Origin of the sequence: Microcella frigidaquae (genome assembly GCF_014200395.1) — a bacterium.
GTDB lineage: Bacteria > Actinomycetota > Actinomycetes > Actinomycetales > Microbacteriaceae > Microcella > Microcella frigidaquae.
In genome coordinates this window covers 234863-257905 of the sequence record NZ_JACHBS010000001.1, presented here as the reverse complement: position 1 = coordinate 257905, position 23043 = coordinate 234863, and the positions used below count along the sequence as shown (strand labels likewise).

The window sequence follows — 23043 nt, the reverse complement described above, 5'->3', positions numbered from 1 at the left end:
CGTCCGACCTCACGAAAGGCCACCACCCGCCCATGACCGAGCTCATCTGGGACGACCTCGACCGTCAGGCCGTCGACACCGCCCGCCTGCTGGCAGCCGACGCCGTCGAGAAGGTCGGCAACGGCCATCCCGGCACCGCCATGTCGCTGGCGCCGGTCGCCTACCTGCTGCACCAGAAGGTCATGGCGCACGACCCGAGCGACCCGCACTGGCTGGGGCGCGATCGCTTCATCCTGTCGGCCGGCCACAGCTCGCTCACGCAGTACGTGCAGCTCTACCTCGGCGGCTACGGCCTTGAGCTCGACGACCTCAAGGCGCTCCGCACCTGGGGATCGAAGACTCCCGGCCACCCCGAGTACGGCCACACCGACGGCGTCGAGATCACGACGGGCCCGCTCGGCCAGGGCCTCGCCTCCGCGGTCGGCTTCGCCTACGCCGCCCGCTTCGAGCGCGGTCTGCTCGACCCCGAGACGCCCGCCGGGCAGAGCGTGTTCGACCACCACGTCTACGTGATCGCCGGCGACGGCGACATCCAGGAGGGCGTCACCAGCGAGGCCGGGTCGCTCGCCGGCCACCAGCAGCTCGGCAACCTGGTCGTCATCTACGACTCGAACCAGATCTCGATCGAGGACGACACCGACATCGCCTTCACCGAGGATGTCGCCGCGCGCTACGCGAGCTACGGCTGGCACGTCCAGACGGTCGACTGGAAGAAGACCGGCGAGTACGTCGAAGACGTGCACGCCCTGCACGCCGCGATCGAGACCGCGAAGTCCGAGACGGGCAAGCCCAGCATCATCATCCTGAAGACGATCATCGGCTGGCCTGCTCCCACCAAGCAGAACACGGGCAAGATTCACGGCTCCGCCCTCGGCGCCGATGAGCTCGCGGCCACGAAGCGCGTCATGGGCTTCGACCCCGAGCAGCACTTCGTCGTCAGCGACGCGGTCATCGCTCACACCCGCCGCGCCGTCGAGCGCGGTGCCGAGCGCCGGGCGGCGTGGCAGGCCCGCTTCGACGCCTGGGCCGCCGCCAACCCGCAGCGCAAGGCCCTGCTCGACCGGATGCTCGCCGGCGAGCTCCCCGCCGAGCTCGACGCGGCGCTGCCGGTGTTCGAGGGCGGCACGAGCCTGTCGACCCGCGCCGCCAGCGGCAAGGTCATCAACGCGATCGCGGGCGTGCTGCCCGAGTTCTGGGGCGGCTCGGCCGACCTCGCCGAGTCGAACCTCACGACGATCACCGGCGGCGGCTCGTTCGCGCCGGCGGAGCACTCCACGCACGAGTGGCAGGCGAACCCCTACGGGCGCATCCTGCACTTCGGCATCCGCGAGCACGCCATGGGCGCGATCCTCAACGGCATCGCCCTGCACGGCCGCACCCGGGTGTTCGGCGGCACGTTCCTGATCTTCAGCGACTACATGCGCCCGTCGGTGCGTCTCGCCGCGCTGATGAACGTGCCGGTCACCTACGTCTGGACCCACGACTCGGTCGCCCTCGGCGAGGACGGCCCGACGCACCAGCCGATCGAGCAGCTCGCCTCGCTGCGCGCGATCCCGGGTCTCGCGATCGTGCGCCCCGCTGATGCGAACGAGACCGCGCACGCCTGGAAGGCCGTGCTCGAGCGCCGCTCCCCCGCCGGCATCGCCCTGACCCGCCAGAACGTTCCCGTGCTGGCGCGCGGCGCCGATGCCGCGAGCGGCGACACCCTGGCGGCGGCCCACCACGTCGCGAAGGGCGCCTACGTGCTCGCCGAGGCCGCGAACGGCAGCCCCGATGTGATCCTCATCGCGACCGGCTCCGAGGTCGCGGTGGCGCTGGATGCCCGCGCCCAGCTCGCCGAGCGCGGCGTGCACGCCCGCGTCGTATCGGCGCCCTGCCTCGAATGGTTCGAGGAGCAGAGCGCGGAGTACCGCGAGCAGGTGCTGCCCAGCGCCGTCACCGCACGCGTCTCGGTCGAGGCCGGGCTCGCGCTGAGCTGGCACCGCTACGTGGGCGACCGCGGGCGCACGGTCTCGATCGAGCACTTCGGCGCCTCGGCCGACTACCAGACGCTGTTCCGCGAGTTCGGCATCACGGCGGAGGCCGTGACCGCCGCCGCGCTCGAGAGCATCGCGGCCCGCTGATCGCGGCCGCTTGCGACGAGCATCCCACCACCACGCACCCCGACCGAATGAGGATCCGATGACCTCCACCCCCACCGCCCAGCTCAGCGCCCTCGGCGTCAGCATCTGGCTCGACGACCTCTCGCGCGACCGCATCACCTCGGGCGGTCTCGCCGCGCTCATCGCCGACCGCAACGTCGTCGGCGTGACCACCAACCCGACGATCTTCGCTTCTGCGCTGGCGACGGGCACGACCTACGACGCGCAGATCCGCGAGCTCGCCGCCGCGGGTGCCGACGTGAGCCGTGCGGTCTTCGAAATCACGACGGACGACGTCGCCGCAGCGAGCGACATCTTCGCGGGGGTCTACGGCTCGACCGGGGGCCAGGATGGCCGCGTCTCGATCGAGGTCGAGCCCGGTCTCGCGCACGATGCCGCCGGCACGATCGCCCAGGCGCGCGAGCTGTGGGCGAAGGTCGACCGACCGAACGCGATGATCAAGATCCCGGCGACCCTCGAGGGCCTCGAGGCGATCACCGAGACGATCGCGGCGGGCATCAGCGTCAACGTCACCCTGATCTTCAGCCTCGAGCGGCACCGCGCCGTCATCGATGCCTACCTCGCGGGCCTCGAGAAGGCGCACGCTGCGGGCATCGACCTGTCGACCATTCACTCGGTCGCCTCGTTCTTCGTGTCGCGTGTCGACACCGAGATCGACCGCCGCCTCACCGAGATCGGCACGCCCGAGGCCCTCGCCCTGAAGAGCAAGGCGGGCATCGCGAACGCGCGCCTCGCCTACGAGGTCTTCGAGCAGGCCTTCGCGACTGAACGCGCCGCGGCCCTGCTCGACGCCGGTGCGAACGTGCAGCGACCGCTGTGGGCCTCGACGGGCGTGAAGGACCCGAGCCTTCCCGACACCCTGTACGTGACCGAGCTCGCCGTCGGCAGCACCGTCAACACGATGCCCGAGAAGACGCTGCAGGCCACCTTCGACCACGGGGTCATCGTCGGCGATACGGTCAGTGGCTCGTACGACGAGGCCCGGGCCGTGCTCGCCGCGCTCAACGAGCTCGGCATCTCGTACGACGAGGTGACCGCCCTGCTCGAGAAGGAGGGCGTCGAGAAGTTCATCGTCAGCTGGAACGAGCTGCTCGACACCGTGAGCGCGGCGCTCGAGGCCGCCCGATGAGTGTCACCGTCGCCGCCCGCGGCGCCGCGCAGGCCGCCATCGAGACCCGCGTGCCCGGGCTCGTCGAACAGCTGATCGCGAGCCGCATCACGGCCGGCGACGCCACGCTCTGGGGCCCGGCCGCTGAGGCCGAGGCGAGCATCCGACTGGGCTGGACGCAGGCGGTCGCCGTCTCGCGACCGCTCGTCGCCGAGATCACCACCCTGCGGGCCCAGCTGGCCGAGCGGGGCGTCACGCGCATCGTGCTCTGCGGCATGGGCGGCTCGTCGCTCGCGCCGGAGGTCATCACCCGCACCGCCGGCGTGCCGCTCACCGTGCTCGACTCCACCGATCCCGGCCAGGTCGCGGATGCCCTCGACGACCACCTCGGGCACACCGCCGTCGTCGTCTCCTCCAAGTCGGGATCGACCGTCGAGACCGAGAGCCAGAAGCGCAGCTTCGAGGCCGCATTCCGTGCCATCGGCATCGACCCGACCGAGCGCATCATCGTGGTGACCGACCCGGGCTCCCCGCTCGAACAGACGTCTGTGGCGGCGGGCTACCGTGTCTTCACCGCCGACCCGACGGTCGGCGGCCGCTACTCCGCCCTCACCGCCTTCGGCCTGGTGCCCTCGGGGCTCGCCGGCGTCGATCTGGATGCTCTCCTCGACGAGGCGGAGGCCGCGAGCCTGCTCCTCGCCGTCGACGCGCCCGAGAATCCCGGACTTCGGCTCGGGGCGGCCATCGCCGGCACCGCACCGCTCCGCGACAAGCTCGTGATCGTCGCCGACGGCACCCACATCGTGGGGCTCGGCGATTGGATCGAACAGCTCATCGCCGAGTCGACCGGCAAGGAGGGCCGCGGCATCCTGCCCGTTGTCGTCGAGGCCGGAGCGCCGGAGCTGACGAGTGGAGCGGAGGATGTGCAGGTTGTTCGGCTCGTCGCCGACGCGCGCGCCACCCGAGAGGTCGTCGAGGGCGAGATCGAGGTCTCGGGCTCGCTCGGCGCGCACCTCCTCACCTGGCAGTACGCCACAGCGGTCGCCGGGGTGCTGCTCGGCATCAACCCCTTCGACCAGCCCGACGTGGAGTCGGCGAAGGTCGCGGCGCGCGGGCTGCTCGACGCCCGTCCCGAGCCCGTGCCGGCGGTCTTCACCGACCGCGGCGTCGAGGTCGTTGGCCCGGTCGAGCTGCTCGCCGGGGCAGCCACCCTGGAGGACGCGCTGGCGCGTCTCGAGGGCGCGGTGCCCGCCGACGGCTACATTGCCCTGCAGGCCTACCTCGACCGCCTCGCGCACGCCGAGCTTGCCGCAGTGCGCCCCGCCGTTGCTGCGCGCACCGGGCGCCCCGTGACGTTCGGCTGGGGACCGCGCTTCCTGCACTCGACCGGCCAGTATCACAAGGGTGGTCCGGCCCGCGGGGTGTTCCTGCAGATCACCGGCACTCTCGCCGACGATCTCGAGATCCCCGACCGGCCGTTCAGCTACGGGCAGCTCATCGCCGCGCAGGCGGCGGGCGACGCGGCCGTGCTGACCGAAGCTGGGATGCCCGTCGTCACGCTCCGCGTGCGCGACACCGCTGCGCTCGACGTCGTGCGCACCGCGCTCTCCTGACCCGCCCCGCCACCACGAGGAGAACCATGGCCCCGGTCGCCATCGACCGCGACAGCAACCCGCTGCGCTCCCCCGATGATCGTCGGCTCAACCGCATCGCCGGGCCGAGCAGCCTGATCATCTTCGGCGTGACCGGCGACCTCTCGCGCAAGAAGCTCATGCCCGCGGTCTACGACCTGGCGAACCGCGGCCTGCTGCCGCCGGGCTTCGCGCTGGTCGGCTTCGCCCGACGCGACTGGGAGACGCAGGACTTCGAACAGGTCGTGCACGACGCCGTCAAGCAGTACGCGCGCACGCCCTTCCACGAGGAGGTCTGGCGGCAGCTCTCGGCCGGGATCCGCTTCGTCTCCGGCGACTTCGACGACGACGCGGCGTTCGCGCGCCTCGCGGAGACGCTCGGCGATCTCGACCGCGAGCGCGGCACCATGGGCAACCACGCGTTCTACCTGTCGATCCCGCCGAAGTCCTTCCCGGTCGTGACCGAGCAGCTGCGCCGCAGCGGCCTCGCAGAGGCGAAGCCCGGCGAGTGGCGCCGCGTCGTCATCGAGAAGCCCTTCGGCAGCGACCTGCATACCGCGCGCGAGCTCAACGACGTCGTCGAGTCGGTCTTCCCGCCCGACTCGGTGTTCCGCATCGACCACTACCTGGGCAAGGAGACCGTTCAGAACATCCTCGCCCTGCGCTTCGCGAACATGCTCTACGAGCCCATCTGGAACGCGAACTACGTCGACCACGTGCAGATCACCATGGCCGAGGACATCGGCGTCGGCGGGCGCGCGGGCTACTACGACGGCATCGGCGCGGCGCGCGACGTCATCCAGAACCACCTGCTGCAGCTGCTCGCACTCACCGCGATGGAGGAGCCCGTGTCGTTCGACGCGGCCGACCTGCGCGCCGAGAAGGAGAAGGTGCTGTCGGCGGTCCGCCTTCCCCGCGACCTCAGCACGGGCACGGCGCGCGGGCAGTACGCGAGCGGCTGGCAGGGCGGGCAGTGGGTGCCGGGCTTCCTCGACGAGGAGGGCATGAACCCTGAGTCGGTCACCGAGACCTACGCGGCCATGCGCCTCGACATCAACACGCGGCGGTGGGCGGGTGTGCCGTTCTACCTGCGCGCCGGCAAGCGTCTGGGGCGCCGCGTGACCGAGATCGCCGTCGTGTTCAAGCGGGCGCCGCAGTACCTGTTCGCCGAGGCGCAGACCTCGGCTCTCGGCCAGAACGCGCTCGTGATCCGCGTGCAACCCGACGAGGGTGTGACGATCCGCTTCGGCTCGAAGGTGCCCGGCGCCGGGATGCAGGTGCGCGACGTCACCATGGACTTCGGCTACGGCCACGCCTTCACCGAGGCCAGTCCCGAGGCCTACGAGCGCCTCATCCTCGACGTGCTGCTCGGCGACCCGCCGCTGTTCCCGCGGCACGAGGAGGTCGAGCTCAGCTGGAAGATCCTCGACCCCATCGAGGAGTTCTGGGCGACCCAGGGCCGCCCCGAGCAGTACGCCCCCGGTACCTGGGGGCCGCAGTCGGCCGACGACCTGCTGGCCCGCGATGGACGCGTCTGGAGGCGCCCGTGATCATCGACCTTCCCGACACGACCGCGAGCCAGGTCTCGAAGACCCTCGTCCGCATCCGCGATGAGGCGGGCGCCGTGGCGCTCGGCCGTGTGCTCACGCTCATCATCACGAGCGAGATCGGCGAGGAGGAGGATGTCATCGCCGCGGCCAACGAGGCCTCGCGCGAGCATCCGATGCGCATCATCGTCGTCTCGACCGACGCTGCCGCACCTGCGCCGCGGCTCGACGCCGAGATCCGCGTCGGGGGCGATGCCGGGGCCAGCGAGGTGATCGTGCTGCGCGCGCACGGTGACACGGCCTCCGATCTCCGCGGTCTCGTGACGGGGCTCCTGCTGCCCGACGCGCCCGTTGTGTCGTGGTGGCCCGGTGAGTGCCCCGACGCGGTGTGCGACACGCCGCTCGGTCGCCTCGCGCAGCGGCGCATCACGGATGCGGGCTCCGCCGACGATCCGCAGGAGGCCCTCCGGCGCATCGCTGCGGGGTATCGCCCCGGAGACACCGATTTCGCCTGGACGCGCCTGACCCTGTGGCGCGCGCAGCTCGCGGCGGCCCTCGACCAGCCGCCCTACGAACCGATCACCCGAGTCGAGGTCGCGGGCGCGGCCGACAGCCCCTCCACCTCGTTGCTCGCGGCGTGGCTGGGTCTCCGGCTGCAGGTCGAGGTCGACGTGGAGGTCGCGGGCTCATTGCCGTCGACCGGGATCCACCGTGTGGTGCTGCACCGCGCCTCGGGCGCGATCCGGCTCGAGCGCACCCGTCCGGGTGTCGTCTCGCTCGACCAGCCCAGACAGCCGCAGCACGAGCTCTCGCTGCCGCGCCGGGGCCTGCGCGAGTGCCTCGCCGAGGAACTGCGTAGGCTCGACCCCGACGACGAGTTCGGGGCGGTGCTCGCGAGCGGCTTCGGTCCGGCCTCGGCTGTCGCACCGTCGCGCTGAACGCGCATCCGCTCCACAGAGAGGCTCCACCACCGTGTCGACCGACCGTCGCGTCCTCGTCCACACCGACCGCGCGGCCCTCGCGGCCGCCGCCGCCGAGCGCTTCGTCAGCACCATGAGCGAGCTGCTCGCGGAGCGCCCCGTGGTGCACATCGTGCTGACGGGCGGCTCGGTCGGCATCGATGTGCTCGCGGCGATCGCCGCGCATCCCGACCGCGATCGGCTGGACTGGACGCGCGTGCACGCGTGGTGGGGCGACGAGCGCTGGGTGCCCACCGGTCATCCCGACCGCAACGAGCGCCAGGCCCGGGAGGCGCTCCTGGATGCGGTGGTCATCCCCTCGGCGAACATCCACCCCTTCCCCGCTCCCGATGAGGGGCTCGACCTCGAGGCGGCCGCGCGCCGGTACGACGACGAGCTGCGCGCGGCTGGTGGCGGCACCTACCCGTCGTTCGCGATCACCTTCCTGGGGGTCGGCCCCGACGGACACATCGCCTCGCTGTTCCCCGAGCTTCCCGGGCCGACGGTGGCCGAGCCCGGCGCCATCGCCGTCCACGACTCCCCCAAGCCGCCGCCGCAGCGGCTCAGCCTGACACTCCCGCTGATCAACAGCTCCGAGCGGGTGTGGCTCGTGCTGGCCGGGGCCGACAAGGCCGCCGCTCTCGGGCTCGCGCTCGCGGGTGCGGCCGTGGCCGACGTGCCGGTCGCCGGCGTGCTCGGGCAGAGGCGCACGCTGTTCCTCGTCGACGAGGCGGCGTCGGCAGAGGTGCCTGCCGCGCTCATCGCGCCCACCAGCTACTGGACGGGCGCGATGGATCAGCCGGACTGGGCTCCCTGAGCCGACGGGGGAGTCCGGCCCATTGGCGAACGGCCCGAGGCTAGGCCGATCCGCGCCGCTCGCGGAGCTTCTGCAGCGCCTCGTCGAGGATCTGCGCAGCCTCCTCCTCGGTGCGGCGCTCCTTCACGTAGGCAAGGTGCGTCTTGTACGGCTCGTTCTTCGCCACCTGGGGCGGGTTGTCCTTGTCGCGACCAGCCGGAAGACCCGTCGACGGCGAGTCGATGATCTCGGGAATCTCCTCCTCCGGGAGGTTCGCCGCGAAGTATCGCACCGTCTCGTTGCCCATGGCATCCCAGTACGACACGGCGATGCGCTCAGCGTGGACGCCGCGGTCCTGCTCGCCCATGGGGCCGGAACCGACCCGCGAGCCGCGGATCGCGCTGCCTCCTGACACCATCTCCGCCTCCCCTAGACCGCGCTGAAGCGGGTGATGAGCCCGAGGATCACGATGGAGCTCACCCAGACCAGGGCGAGGATCACCGTGATGCGGTTGAGGTTGCGCTCGGCCACGCCGGAGGCACCGAGGTTCGAGGTGACGCCGCCGCCGAACATGTCGGAGAGCCCGCCGCCGCGACCGCGGTGCAGCAGGATCATCAGGGTCAGAAGAAGGCTCGTGATGCCCAGGATGACCTGGAGCACGACCTGAAGGATTTCCACGGGGTGAACCTCTCGCGCGTGTCGGACGATCTGCAAGCCTACCGGACGGCGGGCGGGGGGCGGGTCAGGCGGTGCCGACGTGCTTCGGGAAGCGGGCGATGCTCGCGAACTCGCCGACGTCGAGGCTTGCGCCGCCGACCAGCGCGCCGTCGACATCCTTGTGCTTCATGAAGCCGGCGATGTTCGCGGCCTTGACCGAGCCGCCGTAGAGGATCCGCGTCCGCGCCGCGGCCTCATCGCCGAGCGCCTCGGCGATGCTTGCGCGCAGGGCGCCGCAGACCTGCTGGGCCTGCTCGGGCGTGGCCGCCTGGCCCGACCCGATGGCCCAGACGGGCTCGTACGCGACGACGACATCGGCATCGGCTTCCAGCGCCGCGAGAACGACACCGAGCTGCGCGACCGGCACTGCCGAGGGGCCGTGCTTCTCGAGGTCCTCCGCCGTCTCCCCCACGCAGACCACTGGCACGAGGCCGTGGCGCAGCGCGGCGACCGTCTTGCGGGCGATGAGCTCGTCAGTCTCGCCGTGATACTGGCGCCGCTCGCTGTGTCCGATGATCACGTAGCGGCAGTCGAGGGCGGCGAGGAAGGCGCCCGAGACCTCACCGGTGTAGGCCCCGCTGTCGTGCTCCGAGAGGTCCTGGCCGCCGTAGCGCAGGTCGAGCTTGTCGGCCGTGACGAGCGTCTGCACGCTCCGCAGGTCGGTGAAGGGCGGAAAGACCGCCACCTCGACCTCGGAGTAGTCGTGCTTCGCGTCGCGGAGGCTCCAGGCGAGCTTCTGCACGAAGGCGATCGACTGCAGGTGGTCGAGGTTCATCTTCCAGTTGCCCGCGATCAGCGGGGTGCGGTTCACTGCCATCCGAGGACCTCCAGTCCGGGGAGCTTCTTGCCCTCGAGGAACTCGAGGCTGGCGCCGCCTCCGGTGGAGACGTGCCCGAAATCGTCGTCGGTGAAGCCGAGGGCGCGGACGGCCGCAGCGGAGTCGCCGCCGCCGACGACGCCGAGCCCGTTGACCCGCGTGAGGGCCTCAGCGACCGCGCGGGTGCCGCCGGCGAAGGCCGGGAACTCGAAGACGCCCATCGGGCCGTTCCAGAACACGGTGGTCGATGAGGCGACGAGATCCGCGAAGCGGGCCGCGGTCTCCGGCCCGATGTCGAGCCCGATGCCGGATACCCCCGCCGGCCCGCCCTCGATGTCGTCGGCCCTCTGCACGGTGTGCGGCGCGTCGGCGGCGAACCGCTCGGCGACGACCACGTCGGTGGGCAGCACGATCTCGACGCCGCGCTCGGCGGCCTCGGCGAGGTAGCCCCGCACGGTGTCGAGCTGGTCGGCCTCGAGCAGGCTCGCGCCCACCTTGTGGCCTTGCGCCGCGAGGAAGGTGAACAGCATCCCCCCGCCGATGAGCAGGCGGTCGACCCGCGGCAGGAGGTGCTGGATGACGCCGAGCTTGTCGCTCACCTTCGATCCGCCGAGCACCACGGTGTACGGCCGCTCGGGGCGCTCGGTGAGGCGGTCGAGCACGTCGGTCTCGGTGGCGATGAGCAGACCCGCCGCGCTCGGCAGAGTCTGCGCGAGCTCATAGACACTGGCCTGCTTGCGGTGCACGACTCCGAACCCGTCGGAGACGAGCGCGTCGCCGAAGCGAGCCAGCTGGTCGGCGAAGGCCTGGCGCTCGGCGGCGTCCTTCGCTGTCTCCCCCGCGTTGAACCGCAGGTTCTCGAGCACGGCGACCTGCCCGTCATCGAGCCCCGCCACCGCATCCGCCGCCGCCTCGCCGATGGTGTCGGCCGCGAAGGCGACCGGCGCCTCCAGCAGCTCGCCGAGGCGTGTGGCGACCGGACGCAGGCTGTAGCGCTCGTCGGGCGCGCCCTCGGGACGGCCGAGGTGTGACACGACGACCACCCGTGCTCCGGCGCCGGTGAGGGCGCGCAGCGTCGGCAGAGAGGCGCGGATGCGCCCGTCGTCGGTCACCGCGCCATCCTTCAGCGGCACGTTGAGGTCGCATCGGACGATGACGCGGCGACCGGCGAGATCGCCGAGGGACGCGAGGGAGCGCAGGCTCATGGAGTCCTCCGGGGTGGGCGCAGCAGCGGATTACAGGCGGGCGGCGACGTACTCGGTCAGGTCGACCAGGCGGTTCGAGTAGCCCCACTCGTTGTCGTACCAGGCCGAGACCTTCGCGAGGTTGCCGCTGACGTTGGTGAGCTCCGAGTCGAAGATCGACGAGTGCGGGTTGAGCTGGATGTCGCTCGAGACCAGCGGGTCCTCCGTGTACTGGAGGTAGCCGGCCAGTCGGCCCTCGCTCGCGGCAGCGCGGTACGCGGCGTTGATCGCGTCGACGGTCAGGCCCGCGGTCGGGGTCACGATCGTCAGGTCGACGATCGAGCCGGTGGGAACCGGCACGCGGTACGACGAGCCGCTGAGCTTGCCGTTGAGCTCGGGCAGCACGAGACCGATCGCCTTCGCGGCACCCGTGGATGCGGGCACGATGTTGACCGCGGCGGCGCGGGCGCGGCGGAGGTCCTTGTGCGGCCCGTCCTGCAGGTTCTGGTCCGCCGTGTAGGCGTGCGCCGTCATCATGAAGCCGCGCTCGATGCCGAAGGCGTCGTTGAAGACTTTGGCGAGAGGCGCGAGGCAGTTGGTGGTGCAGGAGGCATTCGAGATGATGATGTCCGTCGCCGGGTCGTAGGTCTCCTCGTTCACGCCCATCACGATGGTGGCGTCGTCGCCCGTCGCGGGAGCCGAGATGAGCACCTTCTTGGCGCCGCCGGCGATGTGCTTGCGGGCGTCCTCCGCGTTGGTGAAGCGACCGGTCGACTCGATGACGATGTCGACGCCGAGGTCGCCCCAGGGCAGGGCCGCCGGGTCGCGCTCCTCGAAGACGCGGATGCTGCGGCCGCCGACGGTGATCGAGTCGCCGTCGTGGCTCACCTCGTGGCCGAGGGGGCCGCCGACCGAGTCGTACTTGAGGAGGTGGGCGAGAGCCTCGTTGTCGGACAGGTCGTTGACCGCCACGATCTCGAGGTCGCTGCCCTGGGCGAGAGCCGCCCGGAGGTAGTTGCGGCCGATGCGGCCGAATCCGTTGATGCCGACTTTCACGCTCACGGGTACTCCTGTTGCTCCGGCGCACGGGGGCGCCGGGGTGTGGTGGTAGAGGTGGTGGTAGTGGTGGTGCAGAAAAGACGATGGCCGGGGCATCAGCCCCGGCCACGACGCCTGCTATGACAGTAGCAGGAGCCCGTCCGTCGTCGAACGTGCCGCGGCGAAGCGGTCGGCCACGTTCTGCCAGTTGACGATGTTCCAGAACGCCTTCACGTAGTCGGCCTTCACGTTCACGTAGTCCAGGTAGAAGGCGTGCTCCCACATGTCCAGCTGCAGCAGGGGCACCGTGGCCTGCGCGGTGTTGCCCTGCTGGTCGAACAGCTGCTGGATGATGAGCCGGCGCCCGATCGGGTCCCAGCTCAGCACGCCCCAGCCGGAGCCCTGGATACCCATCGACGCGGCGGTGAAGTGCGCGACGAACTTGTCGAACGAGCCGAAGTACTCGTCGATCGCCGCGGCCAGCTCGCCGGTGGGCTTGTCGCCCCCGTCGGGCGAGAGGTTGGTCCAGAAGATCGAGTGGTTGATGTGGCCGCCGAGGTGGAAGGCGAGGTCCTTCTCGAGACGGTTGATGTTGGCGAACGCACCGGTCTCGCGCGCCTCCGCCATCGCCTCGAGAGCGCCGTTGGCACCCGCCACGTAGGCGGCGTGGTGCTTCGAGTGGTGCAGCTCCATGATGCGAGCGCTGATGTGGGGCTCGAGAGCGGCGTAGTCGTAGCCGAGCTCGGGCAAGGTGTAGACGGTCATGGGAGCGGTGTCTCCTCGCTGTTGGGGCGTTCGGGCCCCGATGGTTCGGAGCGCCGCGCTGACGGTGCGCCAGTCTACTTGGGCCAACATCTCCGGGGCCGGGAGTGTTCCCGGAGCACCCCGGGCGCGGGCTCGCTCAGGCGAGGTCGAGGTCGGCGGGCAGATTGGCGTCGGTGCCGGGGATGCCCAACTGCTCGGCTCGTTTGTCGGCCATCGCGAGCAGCCGGCGGATGCGCCCCGCGACGGCGTCCTTGGTCATCGGCGGGTCGGCGTGGTGGCCGAGCTCGTCGAGGCTGGCGTCGCGGTGATCGAGGCGCAGCTGCCCCGCGTAGCGGAGGTGCTCGGGCAGATCGTCGCCGAGGATCTCCAGGGCGCGCTCGACGCGGGCGCAGGCAGCCACCGCCGCCTGCGCCGAGCGGCGGAGATTGGCATCGTCGAAGTTGACGAGCCGGTTGGCGGTGGCGCGCACCTCGCGCCGGGCCCGTAGCTCCTCCCAGGCGGTCACGGTCGCCGCGGCGCCCATGAGCCGCAGCATCGCGCTGATCTTCTCCCCGTCGCGGATCACGACGCGATGCACGCCGCGCACCTCGCGGGCCTTGGCCGCGATTCCGAGACGACCCGCGGCGCCGACGAGCGCCATGGCCGACTCGTTGCCGGGGCAGGTGACCTCGAGCGCCGCCGAACGGCCGGGGTCGGTCAGCGAGCCGTGAGCGAGGAAAGCGCCGCGCCAGACGGCGGCGAGCTCTTCCCGGGACCCCGTCGTCAGCTTGTTGGGCAGTCCGCGCACCGGGCGACGTCGGGCGTCGAGCAGCCCGGTCTGCCGGGCGAGCGTCTCTCCCCCGTCGAGCACCCGCACGACGTACGCGGGTGCCTTGCGGATGCCGCCGGGCGACAGGATCGAGGCGTCGCTGCGGGTGCCGTACAGCTCCGCGATGTCGCGGCGCACGCGCCGGGCGATGTCGGGCGAGTCGAGCTCGACCTCGACGGCCACGCGGCCGGAGATCAGGTGAAGACCGCCGGCGAACCGGAGGATCGCGGCGAGCTCGGCCGCGCGGACGGTCGTCTTCGTGACCGCCACCTGCGCGAGCTCCTGCTTCACCTCAGCGGTCAATGCCACGGCGGCCGTCCCTTCCGTTCGTCCTGATGCTCAGCCTTCGACCTTACTCGCGTCCGAGGTCGCGATGCTTCACGGTCACGGTGACGGGCGATCCCTGCCGCAGGCGCTCGGCGAGCTGCTGCACGAGGGCCACCGAGCGGTGCTTGCCGCCCGTGCAGCCGATGGCGATCGTGGCGTGTCGCTTGTTCTCGCGGGCGTATCCGGCGAGCACTGGCCGCAGCATCGCCTCGAACGCGTCGAGGAACTCCAGGGCGCCCTCCTGGGCGAGCACGTAGTCGCTCACCGCGGCCTCGAGACCATTCGCGGCCCGCAGCTCTGGCTGCCAGAACGGGTTCGGCAGGAAGCGCGCGTCGGCGACCATGTCGGCATCGCTCGGAGTGCCGTACTTGAACCCGAAGCTCTCGACGGTGACCTTCACTCCCGCATCGCCCTGCGCCGTGAAGATCTCGGTGACGGTCGTCGCGAGCTGGTGGATGTTGAACTCGGTCGTGTCGATGATGATGTCCGCCTGCTCGCGCACCTCGATCATGCGCTCGCGCTCGCGGGCGATGCCGTCAAGCAGCGTGCCGCCCTCCTGCAGCGGATGCGGGCGCCGAACCTGCTCGAAGCGCCGCACGAGCGCCGCATCCGTCGCTTCGAGGAAGACGACGCGCAGGCTCGTGCGCTCGCGGAGCTCGTGGATGATGTGGGCGAGATCGCTGAACAGGCGCCCGCCGCGCACGTCGACGACGGCGGCGATGCGGGGCAGGGCGCTGCCCGGGTGCACGGCAAGATCGACCAGCGGCCGCAGCATCTGAGGCGGGAGGTTGTCGACGACGTACCAGCCGATGTCCTCGAGGGCGTTGGCAACCGTCGAGCGTCCCGCGCCGGACATGCCGGTGACGATCAGGACGTCGTGGGGGACGGAGTCGGGCATCGTGGGCGTTCCTCGCTCGGGGATCTCAGCCTACCCGCCGTCGCGGAGTGCGCGGCGGACGGCCTCTGCGGTCGTCGGGCCGATGCCGGGCACGGCCGCGAGCTCGTCGGCGGTGGCGGCGCGGAGCCGCGCCACCGAGCCGAAGCGCTGCAGCAGCTCGCGGGTGCGGGCGGGCCCGAGGCCCGGGATGCTCTCGAGGACGGTACGGATATCCGACGACCTCTTCTTCGTCTGGTACTTGAGGGCGAATCGGTGCGCCTCGTCGCGCAGGCGCTGCAGGAGGAACAGCGCGTCGGACGAGCGTGGCAGGATCACCGGGTAGTCGCTGTCGGGCAGCCAGATCTCCTCGAGGCGCTTCGCGATGCCGCACACGGCGATGTCGGTCAGACCTTCGTCGCGCAGTGCCCGCGCGGCCGCCGCGACCTGCGGCTGGCCGCCGTCGATCACGAGGAGTCCGGGCCGGTAGTGGAACGCCTTCCGGGCGGGCGCCGCGCCGTCGGGGCCATCCCCCGGGCTCGTCGCCGCCGCCTCGTCGTGGAGGTAGGTCAGGCGCCGGCGGAGCACCTGGTGGATCGCGTCGGTGTCGTCGCGGGCATCCGCGATGGCGAAGGTGCGGTACTGGTCCTTGCGCGGCAGGCCGTCCTCGAACACGACCATCGAGGCGACCGGGTTGCTCCCCCCGAAGTGCGAGACGTCGAAGCACTCCAGCCGCAGCGGCGCCTCGGCGAGACCGAGGGCCTCCTGGATGTCCGCGAGTGCCTGCGACCGCGCCGTGAAGTCACCGCTGCGACGGGTCTTGTACTGCAGCAGCGCGCCGGTCGCGTTCGTGGCGACGGTCTCGGCGAGGGCCGCCTTCTGGCCGCGCTGCGCCGTCTTGACGGCCACCGCGCCGCGCTCCCCCGCCGCCCGGCGCCGCTCCGTCAGCACCTGCTGCAGGGCGGCGACGTCGTCGGGCACGGCGGGCACGATGATCTCGCGGGCCGGCGCGTCGCCCTCGTCGTAGGCGTTCTGGAGCACGGTGTCGACGAGGTCGGTCAAGGTGACGTCGAGCTCGGTGTCGACGACCCAGGCCCGCACGCCCCGGATGCGCCCGCCGCGCACGATGAAGAGCTGCACCGCCGCGGCGAGCTCATCGGCGGCGATGCCGTACACGTCGGCGTCGGTCTGCTCGTCGAGCACCACGGCGCTCTTGGCGAGCACGGTCTCGAGCGCGCCGATCTGGTCGCGAAGCCGGGCCGCGGACTCGTAGTCGAGGTCGCGCGCGGCCGCGGTCATCGCGGTGCGGAGGCCTCGCACGTAGCTCTCGTCGTTGCCGGCCATGAACGAGGCGAAGTCGAGGGCGATGCCCCGGTGCTCCTCCGGCGTGACGCGGCCGACGCAGGGCGCCGCGCACCTGCCGATGTCGCCGAGCAGGCACGGGCGCCCGGTACGGTGCGCGCGCTGGTAGACCGAGTCGGAGCACGACCGCATCGGGAAGGCCTTCAGCATCAGGTCGACGGTCTCGCGCACGGCCCACACCTTCGTGTACGGCCCGAAGTACCGTGCCCCGGTGAGCTTTCGATTGCGGGTGATCATCACCCGCGGCACGCGCTCGGCGAGGGTGATGGCGAGATACGGGTAGGTCTTGTCGTCGCGGAACTTGACGTTGAAAGGGGGCGCGAACTCCTTGATCCAGGTGTACTCGAGTGACAGCGCCTCGAGCTCGCTGCCGACCACCGTCCACTCCACGCCCTGGGCGGTCGTGACCATCCGGCGGGTCCGCTCGTGCAAGCTGTGCAGAGGCTGGAAGTAGTTGCTCAGCCGGCTGCGGAGGTTCTTCGCCTTGCCGACGTACAGCACCCGGCCCGACGCGTCGAGGAACCGATAGACACCCGGCTCGGTCGGGATCTCACCGCGCTTCGGGCGCCAGTCCTCCCGCGGCACCATGTCAGGCCTTCGCGGCGACCGGGCCGGCGACGGGCAGCAGGTCGCGGAGGAACGCGCCGGTGTGGCTCTCCGGCACGAGCGCGACCTCCTCCGGCGTGCCGGTCGCGATGACCTGTCCGCCGCCCGAGCCTCCCTCGGGGCCGAGATCGATGATCCAGTCGGCGGCACGGATGACGTCGAGATTGTGCTCGATGACGATGACCGTGTTGCCCTTGTCGACCAGGCCGTTCAGCACGAGCAGCAGCTTGCGGACATCTTCGAAGTGCAGGCCCGTCGTCGGCTCGTCGAGCACGTAGATGCTGCGACCGTTCGAGCGCTTCTGCAGCTCGGTGGCGAGCTTCACGCGCTGGGCCTCGCCGCCCGACAGCGTGGTAGCGCTCTGCCCGAGCCGCACGTAGCCGAGCCCGACATCGACCAGCGTCTTCAAATAGCGGTGGATGGCCGAGATCGGCTCGAAGAACTCCGCGGCCTCCTCGATCGGCATGTCGAGCACCTCGGCGATGTTCTTGCCCTTGTAGTGCACGGTCAGCGTGTCGCGGTTGTAGCGGGCTCCGCCGCAGACCTCGCAGGCGACGTAGACGTCGGGAAGGAAGTTCATCTCGATCTTGATCGTGCCGTCGCCGGCGCAGTTCTCGCAGCGGCCGCCCTTGACGTTGAAGCTGAAGCGGCCCTGTTGGTAGCCACGCGCCTTCGCCTCGACGGTCTCGGCGAACAGGGCTCGGATGCGGTCGAAGACACCGGTGTAGGTCGCGGGGTTCGACCGCGGGGTGCGGCCGATCGGCGCCTGGTCGACGTGCACGACCTTGTCGAGGTGCTCGAGCCCGGTCACGCGCAAGTGCTTGCCCGGAACCTGCCGCGCCCCGTTGAGCCGGTTCGCGAGCACCTTGTAGAGGATGTCGTTGACGAGCGACGACTTGCCCGAGCCGCTCACACCGGTGACGGCGACGAAGGCGCCGAGCGGGAAGTCGACGGTCACATCGCGGAGATTGTTTGCTCGAGCGCCGACCACGGTGAGCATCCGCTCGGGGTCGATCGGGCGCCGGGTGACCGAGTCGACGACCGTGCGCCGACCGGCGAGGTAGTCGCCCGTGATCGAGGCCGGGTTGGCGATCAGCTCGGCGTACGGCCCGGAGTGCACGACGCGGCCCCCGTGCTCTCCCGCGCCCGGACCGATGTCGACGACCCAGTCCGCGGTGCGGATCGTGTCTTCATCATGCTCGACGACGATCAGGGTGTTGCCGAGGCTCTTGAGCTTCACGAGGGTGTCGATGAGGCGGCGGTTGTCGCGCTGGTGCAGACCGATAGAGGGCTCGTCGAGCACGTACAGCACGCCCGTCAGGCCCGACCCGATCTGAGTGGCCAGGCGGATGCGCTGCGCCTCGCCGCCCGAGAGCGTTCCCGCCGCGCGCGCCATGCTCAGGTAGCCGAGACCCACTTCGAGCAGGAACTCGAGCCGGGCGCGGATCTCCCGGAGCACAGCGGCCGCGATCGCCGCCTCGCGCTCGGTCAGCGTGATGCCCTGCATGAACGCGTAGGAATCGAGCAGGCTGAGCTCGGCGACCTCGGAGATGCTGCGGCCGTCGACCTTCACGGCGAGCACCTCGGGCTTGAGGCGCGCACCGTTGCACTCCGGGCAGGGAACCTCGCGCAGGTACTCGGCGAACCGCTGCTGGGCCCAATCACTGTCGGCCTCGGCGTACTTGCGCTCGATGTACGGGATCACGCCCTCGAAGCCGGTCGAGTAGGTGACGTCGCGCCCGAAGCGGTTGCGCCACTTGACCCGCACCTCGAAGTCGTTGCCCAGCAGGATGGCCTCCTGCACGCTCTGCTCGAGCTCGCCCCAGGGGGTGTCGAGCGAGAATCCGAGGTCGCGGGCCAGGCCGGCGAGGAGCTTCTGGAAGTAGCTGTAGAGACCCTTGCCCTGCTGGTTCCACGGCAGGATGACGCCCTCGTTGACGCTCAGGGTCGGATCGCCGATGAGCAGGTCGACGTCGACGGCCATGCGCGTGCCGAGGCCCGAGCACACCGGGCAGGCCCCGAAGGGGGCGTTGAACGAGAACGTCCGCGGCTCGATCTCGGTCAGCTGCAGGGGGTGGCGGTTCGGGCAGCTGAGCTTCTCGCTGAAGGTGCGCGTGCGGTCGGCCGCCTCGGGCTCACGATCGACGAAGTCGACGACCACCAGTCCGTCGGTGAGACCGAGCGCGGTCTCCAGCGAGTCGGTCAGACGGCTCAGCGCATCGGCGTTGGCGACGAGGCGATCGACGACGACGGCGATGTCGTGCTTCACCTGCTTCTTGAGCGTCGGCGGCTCGGTGAGCTGGATGAGCTCGCCGTCGACGACGGCGCGTGCGTAGCCCGAGGCGGAGAGCTCGCGGAAGAGGTCGACGAACTCGCCCTTCTTCTGGCTCACGACAGGGGCGAGAACCTGGAATCGGGTGCCCTCCGGCAGCTCCATGAGCTCGTCGGCGATCTGCTGCACGGTCTGGCGCTGAATGCGCTCGCCGCACTCCGGGCAGTGCGGGATGCCGACCCGCGCCCAGAGCAGACGCATGTAGTCGTAGATCTCGGTGATCGTGCCGACCGTCGAGCGCGGGTTGCGGTTCGTCGACTTCTGGTCGATGGAGACCGCGGGGCTGAGGCCCTCGATGAAGTCGACGTCGGGGCGGTCAACCTGGCCGAGGAACTGGCGGGCGTAGGCCGACAGCGATTCCACGTACCGGCGCTGGCCCTCGGCGAAGATCGTGTCGAAGGCCAGGGAGCTCTTGCCCGAGCCAGAGAGCCCGGTGAACACGACGAGGGCGTCGCGCGGGATCACGAGGTCGACGTCGCGCAGGTTGTGCACGCGCGCGCCGCGGACGCTCAGGTGCGGGGCAGATTCGAGAGGGGTGGCCGACACTCGGCCCATTCTAGGTGCGGGGTCTGACAGCATCCCGTGCCTGGGCCGGCCCTCGTCAGCGCACGTGCCCGGCCTCGATCATGCCGCGCAGGTCCTTCTTGAGATCCTGCACCTCGTCCCGCAGCCGGGCGGCGAGCTCGAACTTGAGCTCCTCGGCCGCCGTGAGCATCTGCGCGGTGAGGTCGGCGATGATCGCCTCGAGCTCGGTCGCCCCCGCCGCACCCACGCCTTCGCGCCGCAGGGCGGGCGTCGCCGCGCGGGGCTTGCCGCCGGAGCGCGCTGCGAGCAGTTCCGCCGTGTCGGCTCCCTCCCGCGCGAGCTGGTCCGTGATGTCCGCGATGCGCTTGCGGAGCGGCGTCGGGTCGATGCCGTTCTCGGCGTTGTAGGCGAGCTGGCGGTCGCGCCTCCGGTTGGTCTCGTCGATCGCATGCGCCATCGACGGCGTGACCACGTCGGCGTACATGTGCACCTCCCCCGAGACGTTGCGGGCGGCGCGCCCGATCGTCTGGATGAGCGAGGTCGACGAGCGCAGGAAGCCCTCCTTGTCGGCGTCGAGGATCGCCACGAGCGAGACCTCCGGCAGGTCGAGACCCTCGCGCAGCAGGTTGATGCCGACGAGGACGTCGTACACGCCCTGGCGCAGCTCGCGCAGGAGCTCGACCCGACGCAGGGTGTCGACATCGGAGTGCAGGTAGCGCACGCGCACCCCGGCCTCGGTGAGGAAGTCGGTGAGCTCCTCGGCCATCTTCTTCGTGAGGGTCGTCACGAGGACGCGTTCGTCGCGCTCGACCCGCACCCGGATCTGCTCGAGCAGATCGTCGATCTGGCCCTTGCTCGGCTTGACCACGATCGCGGGGTCCACGAGGCCGGTCGGGCGGATGATCTGCTCCACGACCGAGTCGGTGATGCCGAGCTCGTACTTCCCGGGGGTGGCCGAGAGGTAGACCTTCTGGCCGGTGCGGTCGAGGAACTCTTCCCAGCGCAACGGCCGGTTGTCGAGAGCGCTCGGCAGTCGGAAGCCGTGCTCGACGAGCGTGCGCTTGCGGCTCGCATCCCCCTCGTACATCGCCCCGATCTGCGGGACCGTCACGTGGCTCTCGTCGATGACGACGAGGAAGTCGTCCGGGAAGTAGTCAAGCAGGCAGTTCGGCGGCTCCCCGGGCGCCCGCCCGTCGATGTGCCGCGAGTAGTTCTCGATGCCGTTGCAGAAGCCCAGCTGCTCCATCATCTCGAGGTCGAACGTGGTGCGCATGCGCAGCCGCTGTGCCTCGAGCAGCTTGCCCTGGCGCTCGAGCTCGGCGAGCCGCACCTCGAGCTCCTCCTTGATGGTCGCGATGGCTCGCTGCATCGTGTCGGGCGAGGCGGCGTAGTGCGTCGCCGGGAAGACCGAGACCGCGTCGAGCGGGCGCACCACATCGCCAGTGAGCGGGTGCAGCGCGTAGAGCGCCTCGATCTCGTCGCCGAACATCTCGATGCGGATCGCGAGCTCCTCGTACATCGGGATGATCTCGATCGTGTCGCCGCGCACGCGGAACTTGCCGCGCGAGAAGTCGACGTCATTGCGCTGGTACTGCATGCCGACGAACTTGCGGATCAGCGTCTCGCGCGGGATCCGCTCCCCCACCTGGAGGGCGACCATCGCCTCGAGATACTCCTCGGCCGCGCCGAGACCGTAGATGCACGAGACGGTCGACACGACCACGACATCGCGCCGGCTCAGCAGCGAGTTCGTCGTCGAGTGGCGCAGGCGCTCGACCTCGGCGTTGATCGAGCTGTCCTTCTCGATGAAGGTGTCCGTCTGCGGCACGTAGGCCTCGGGCTGGTAGTAGTCGTAGTACGAGACGAAGTACTCGACCGCGTTGTGCGGCATCAGCTCGCGGAACTCGGTGGCGAGCTGGGCCGCCAGCGTCTTGTTGTGCGCGAGCACGAGGGTCGGCCGCTGAACCTGCTCGATCAGCCAGGCCGTGGTCGCCGATTTGCCGGTTCCCGTGGCGCCGAGCAGCACGATGTCGGTCTCGCCCGCGTTGATGCGCGCGGCGAGCTCAGCGATCGCCTGCGGTTGGTCGCCGCTCGGTCGGTACTCGCTGACGACCTCGAAGGGGCGCACCGAGCGCGTGGGTTCCATGACTCCAGCCTACGAGGAGGGGTCTGACACTCCGGTGCGAGCGGCGCGCTCGGCGACGAGGCGCTGCCAGAGCGCATCCACCTGCTCGATCGTGCTCTCGAGCGTGCCGCTGGAGTCGATGACGACGTCGGCGATGGCGAGGCGCTCGTCATCGCTCACCTGGGCGGCGACGCGATCGCGGGCGGATGCCGGATCCATGCCGCGGAGGGCAATCAGCCGCTCGACGCGCAGGGCGGCGGGCGCGTGCACGACGACGATGAGGCTGAACTCCTCGGCGGCCCGCGACTCGACCAGGAGGGGGACGTCGTACACGACGACCGCGTCGGGGGCGGCCGCCGCGACCTCCTGGACGCGCTCGTGGAAGAGTCGGCGAACCTCGGGGTGCACGATCGCGTTGAGCGCGGCACGATCCTCGGGATCGCCGAAGATGATCGCTCCGAGCGCGGCACGATCGAGTTCACCCTCGGCGTCGAGCACCCGCGGGCCGAAGCGCTCCACAACGGCCGCGAGCCCCGGACTGCCGGGGGCGACCGCCTCGCGGGCGAGCCGATCGGCGTCGATGACGACCGCACCATGCTCCGCGAGCCGCGCCGCCACCGTCGACTTGCCCGCGGCGATGCCGCCCGTCAGCCCAATGACATCCACCCGCCGACCCTATCGGGCGCGTGCGGCGCGAGCAGGTAGCATGACTCACACTCACCCCGTAGGGAGGCCCGTCGTGCTCGAACTGCTCACCGGAACCGGACTGGCGGTCGCCGCGGGGCTCAACGCCTACATCCCGCTGCTCGTACTGGGCCTCGCCGGGCGGTTCCTCGACGTCGTCGAGCTGCCGAGCGCCTGGCGCTGGCTCGAGAACGAGTGGGTGCTGATCATCATCGGCGTCCTGCTCGTGATCGAGCTCGTGGCGGACAAGATTCCGGCGGTGGACTCGATCAACGACTGGCTGCAGTCGATCGTGCGCCCCGCATCCGGCGGCATCGTCTTCGGCACCGGTGCCGCGACGCAGACCGCCGCCGTGACCGACCCGGCCGCGTTCTTCGAGTCCAACGCGTGGGTGCCCGTCGTCGCGGGCATCGTCATCGCTCTCGTCGTCCACGCTGGCAAGATGCTCGTGCGTCCGGCGGCGAACGCGCTCAGCGCTGGCGCCGCGGCCCCCGCGCTCTCCACCGGCGAGGACATCGGTGCCGTCCTCCTGAGCATCTTCGCGATCCTCGTCCCCATCCTCGTGATCGTCGCACTGGTCGGGATGGTCGTACTCGTGGTCTCCATCTTCCGACGGCTGCGCCGCCAGCGTCGCTCGGTCGCGCCCGCCTAGCGACCGCCCGCGTCGGCCGCGCAG

19 protein-coding genes are annotated in these 23043 nt (G+C 70.7%); 7 read left to right on the top strand and 12 right to left on the bottom strand.

The window, feature by feature from the left end:
- Nucleotides 1–32 precede the first annotated feature (32 nt).
- Genes tkt through pgl form a run of 6 tightly spaced genes read left to right on the top strand, consistent with a single transcriptional unit; the run spans nt 33 to nt 8224 of the window.
- Nucleotides 33–2123 carry a transketolase gene (gene tkt / locus BJ959_RS01200; protein WP_153981091.1) on the top strand — a complete coding sequence of 697 codons (2091 nt, stop codon included), beginning with the start codon at nt 33–35 and terminating at the stop codon, nt 2121–2123.
- A gap of 58 nt (nt 2124–2181) precedes the next feature.
- Entirely contained in the window at nt 2182–3291 is a 1110-nt protein-coding gene (tal, locus tag BJ959_RS01195; protein WP_153981092.1) for a transaldolase, read from the top strand.
- Complete coding sequence (locus BJ959_RS01190; RefSeq protein WP_153981093.1) at nt 3288–4883, top strand: glucose-6-phosphate isomerase; 1596 nt, start codon at nt 3288–3290, stop codon at nt 4881–4883. The genes tal and BJ959_RS01190 overlap by 4 nt, the downstream gene beginning before the upstream one ends.
- Nucleotides 4884–4909: 26 nt before the next feature.
- On the top strand, nt 4910–6451 hold the full coding sequence (gene zwf, locus BJ959_RS01185) for a glucose-6-phosphate dehydrogenase (RefSeq protein WP_153981094.1): 1542 nt from the start codon (nt 4910–4912) through the stop codon (nt 6449–6451).
- Nucleotides 6448–7386, top strand: a complete 939-nt coding sequence (locus BJ959_RS01180) for a glucose-6-phosphate dehydrogenase assembly protein OpcA (protein ID WP_153981095.1) — start codon at nt 6448–6450, stop codon at nt 7384–7386. Before zwf ends, BJ959_RS01180 begins: the two co-directional genes overlap by 4 nt.
- A 34-nt stretch (nt 7387–7420) precedes the next feature.
- Nucleotides 7421–8224 carry a 6-phosphogluconolactonase gene (gene pgl / locus BJ959_RS01175; protein ID WP_153981096.1) on the top strand — a complete coding sequence of 268 codons (804 nt, stop codon included), beginning with the start codon at nt 7421–7423 and terminating at the stop codon, nt 8222–8224.
- Between the two features lie 40 nt (nt 8225–8264).
- Here the strand turns inward: pgl and BJ959_RS01170 are convergent, their stop codons facing one another.
- The 12 genes from BJ959_RS01170 to coaE form a co-directional block, all read right to left on the bottom strand.
- A complete protein-coding gene (locus BJ959_RS01170; RefSeq protein WP_153981097.1) occupies nt 8265–8621 on the bottom strand; it encodes an RNA polymerase-binding protein RbpA in 357 nt (118 codons plus the stop codon).
- Nucleotides 8622–8632: 11 nt separating this feature from the next.
- A complete protein-coding gene (secG, locus tag BJ959_RS12445; protein ID WP_153981098.1) occupies nt 8633–8881 on the bottom strand; it encodes a preprotein translocase subunit SecG in 249 nt (82 codons plus the stop codon).
- A gap of 64 nt (nt 8882–8945) precedes the next feature.
- On the bottom strand, nt 8946–9737 hold the full coding sequence (tpiA, locus tag BJ959_RS01160) for a triose-phosphate isomerase (protein WP_153981099.1): 792 nt from the start codon (nt 9735–9737) through the stop codon (nt 8946–8948).
- Nucleotides 9728–10942 (bottom strand): phosphoglycerate kinase, encoded by a 1215-nt coding sequence (locus BJ959_RS01155; RefSeq protein ID WP_153981100.1) that lies wholly within the window; start codon nt 10940–10942, stop codon nt 9728–9730. The genes tpiA and BJ959_RS01155 overlap by 10 nt, the downstream gene beginning before the upstream one ends.
- A 30-nt stretch (nt 10943–10972) precedes the next feature.
- The gene (gap, locus tag BJ959_RS01150) at nt 10973–11983 is read right to left on the bottom strand and encodes a type I glyceraldehyde-3-phosphate dehydrogenase (protein WP_153981101.1); all 1011 of its coding nucleotides are present in this window, start codon (nt 11981–11983) and stop codon (nt 10973–10975) included.
- Between the two features lie 114 nt (nt 11984–12097).
- Complete coding sequence (locus BJ959_RS01145) at nt 12098–12724, bottom strand: superoxide dismutase (RefSeq protein WP_153981102.1); 627 nt, start codon at nt 12722–12724, stop codon at nt 12098–12100.
- A 136-nt stretch (nt 12725–12860) separates the two neighbouring features.
- Entirely contained in the window at nt 12861–13841 is a 981-nt protein-coding gene (gene whiA / locus BJ959_RS01140) for a DNA-binding protein WhiA (protein WP_153981103.1), read from the bottom strand.
- Between the two features lie 43 nt (nt 13842–13884).
- Nucleotides 13885–14757: an RNase adapter RapZ gene (gene rapZ / locus BJ959_RS01135; RefSeq protein WP_153981104.1), complete on the bottom strand. Its 873-nt coding sequence runs from the start codon at nt 14755–14757 to the stop codon at nt 13885–13887.
- A 30-nt stretch (nt 14758–14787) separates the two neighbouring features.
- A complete protein-coding gene (gene uvrC, locus BJ959_RS01130; RefSeq protein ID WP_153981105.1) occupies nt 14788–16683 on the bottom strand; it encodes an excinuclease ABC subunit UvrC in 1896 nt (631 codons plus the stop codon).
- 1 nt (nt 16684) lies between these two features.
- On the bottom strand, nt 16685–19588 hold the full coding sequence (uvrA, locus tag BJ959_RS01125; RefSeq protein ID WP_153981106.1) for an excinuclease ABC subunit UvrA: 2904 nt from the start codon (nt 19586–19588) through the stop codon (nt 16685–16687).
- Between the two features lie 46 nt (nt 19589–19634).
- On the bottom strand, nt 19635–21704 hold the full coding sequence (gene uvrB / locus BJ959_RS01120; RefSeq protein ID WP_153981107.1) for an excinuclease ABC subunit UvrB: 2070 nt from the start codon (nt 21702–21704) through the stop codon (nt 19635–19637).
- 9 nt (nt 21705–21713) lie between these two features.
- Entirely contained in the window at nt 21714–22349 is a 636-nt protein-coding gene (gene coaE, locus BJ959_RS01115; RefSeq protein ID WP_153981108.1) for a dephospho-CoA kinase, read from the bottom strand.
- A 40-nt stretch (nt 22350–22389) separates the two neighbouring features.
- Here coaE and BJ959_RS01110 point away from each other — a divergent pair, with 40 nt between their 5' ends.
- Nucleotides 22390–23019, top strand: a complete 630-nt coding sequence (locus BJ959_RS01110; protein WP_153981109.1) for a DUF4126 domain-containing protein — start codon at nt 22390–22392, stop codon at nt 23017–23019.
- Nucleotides 23020–23043: the final 24 nt, after the last annotated feature.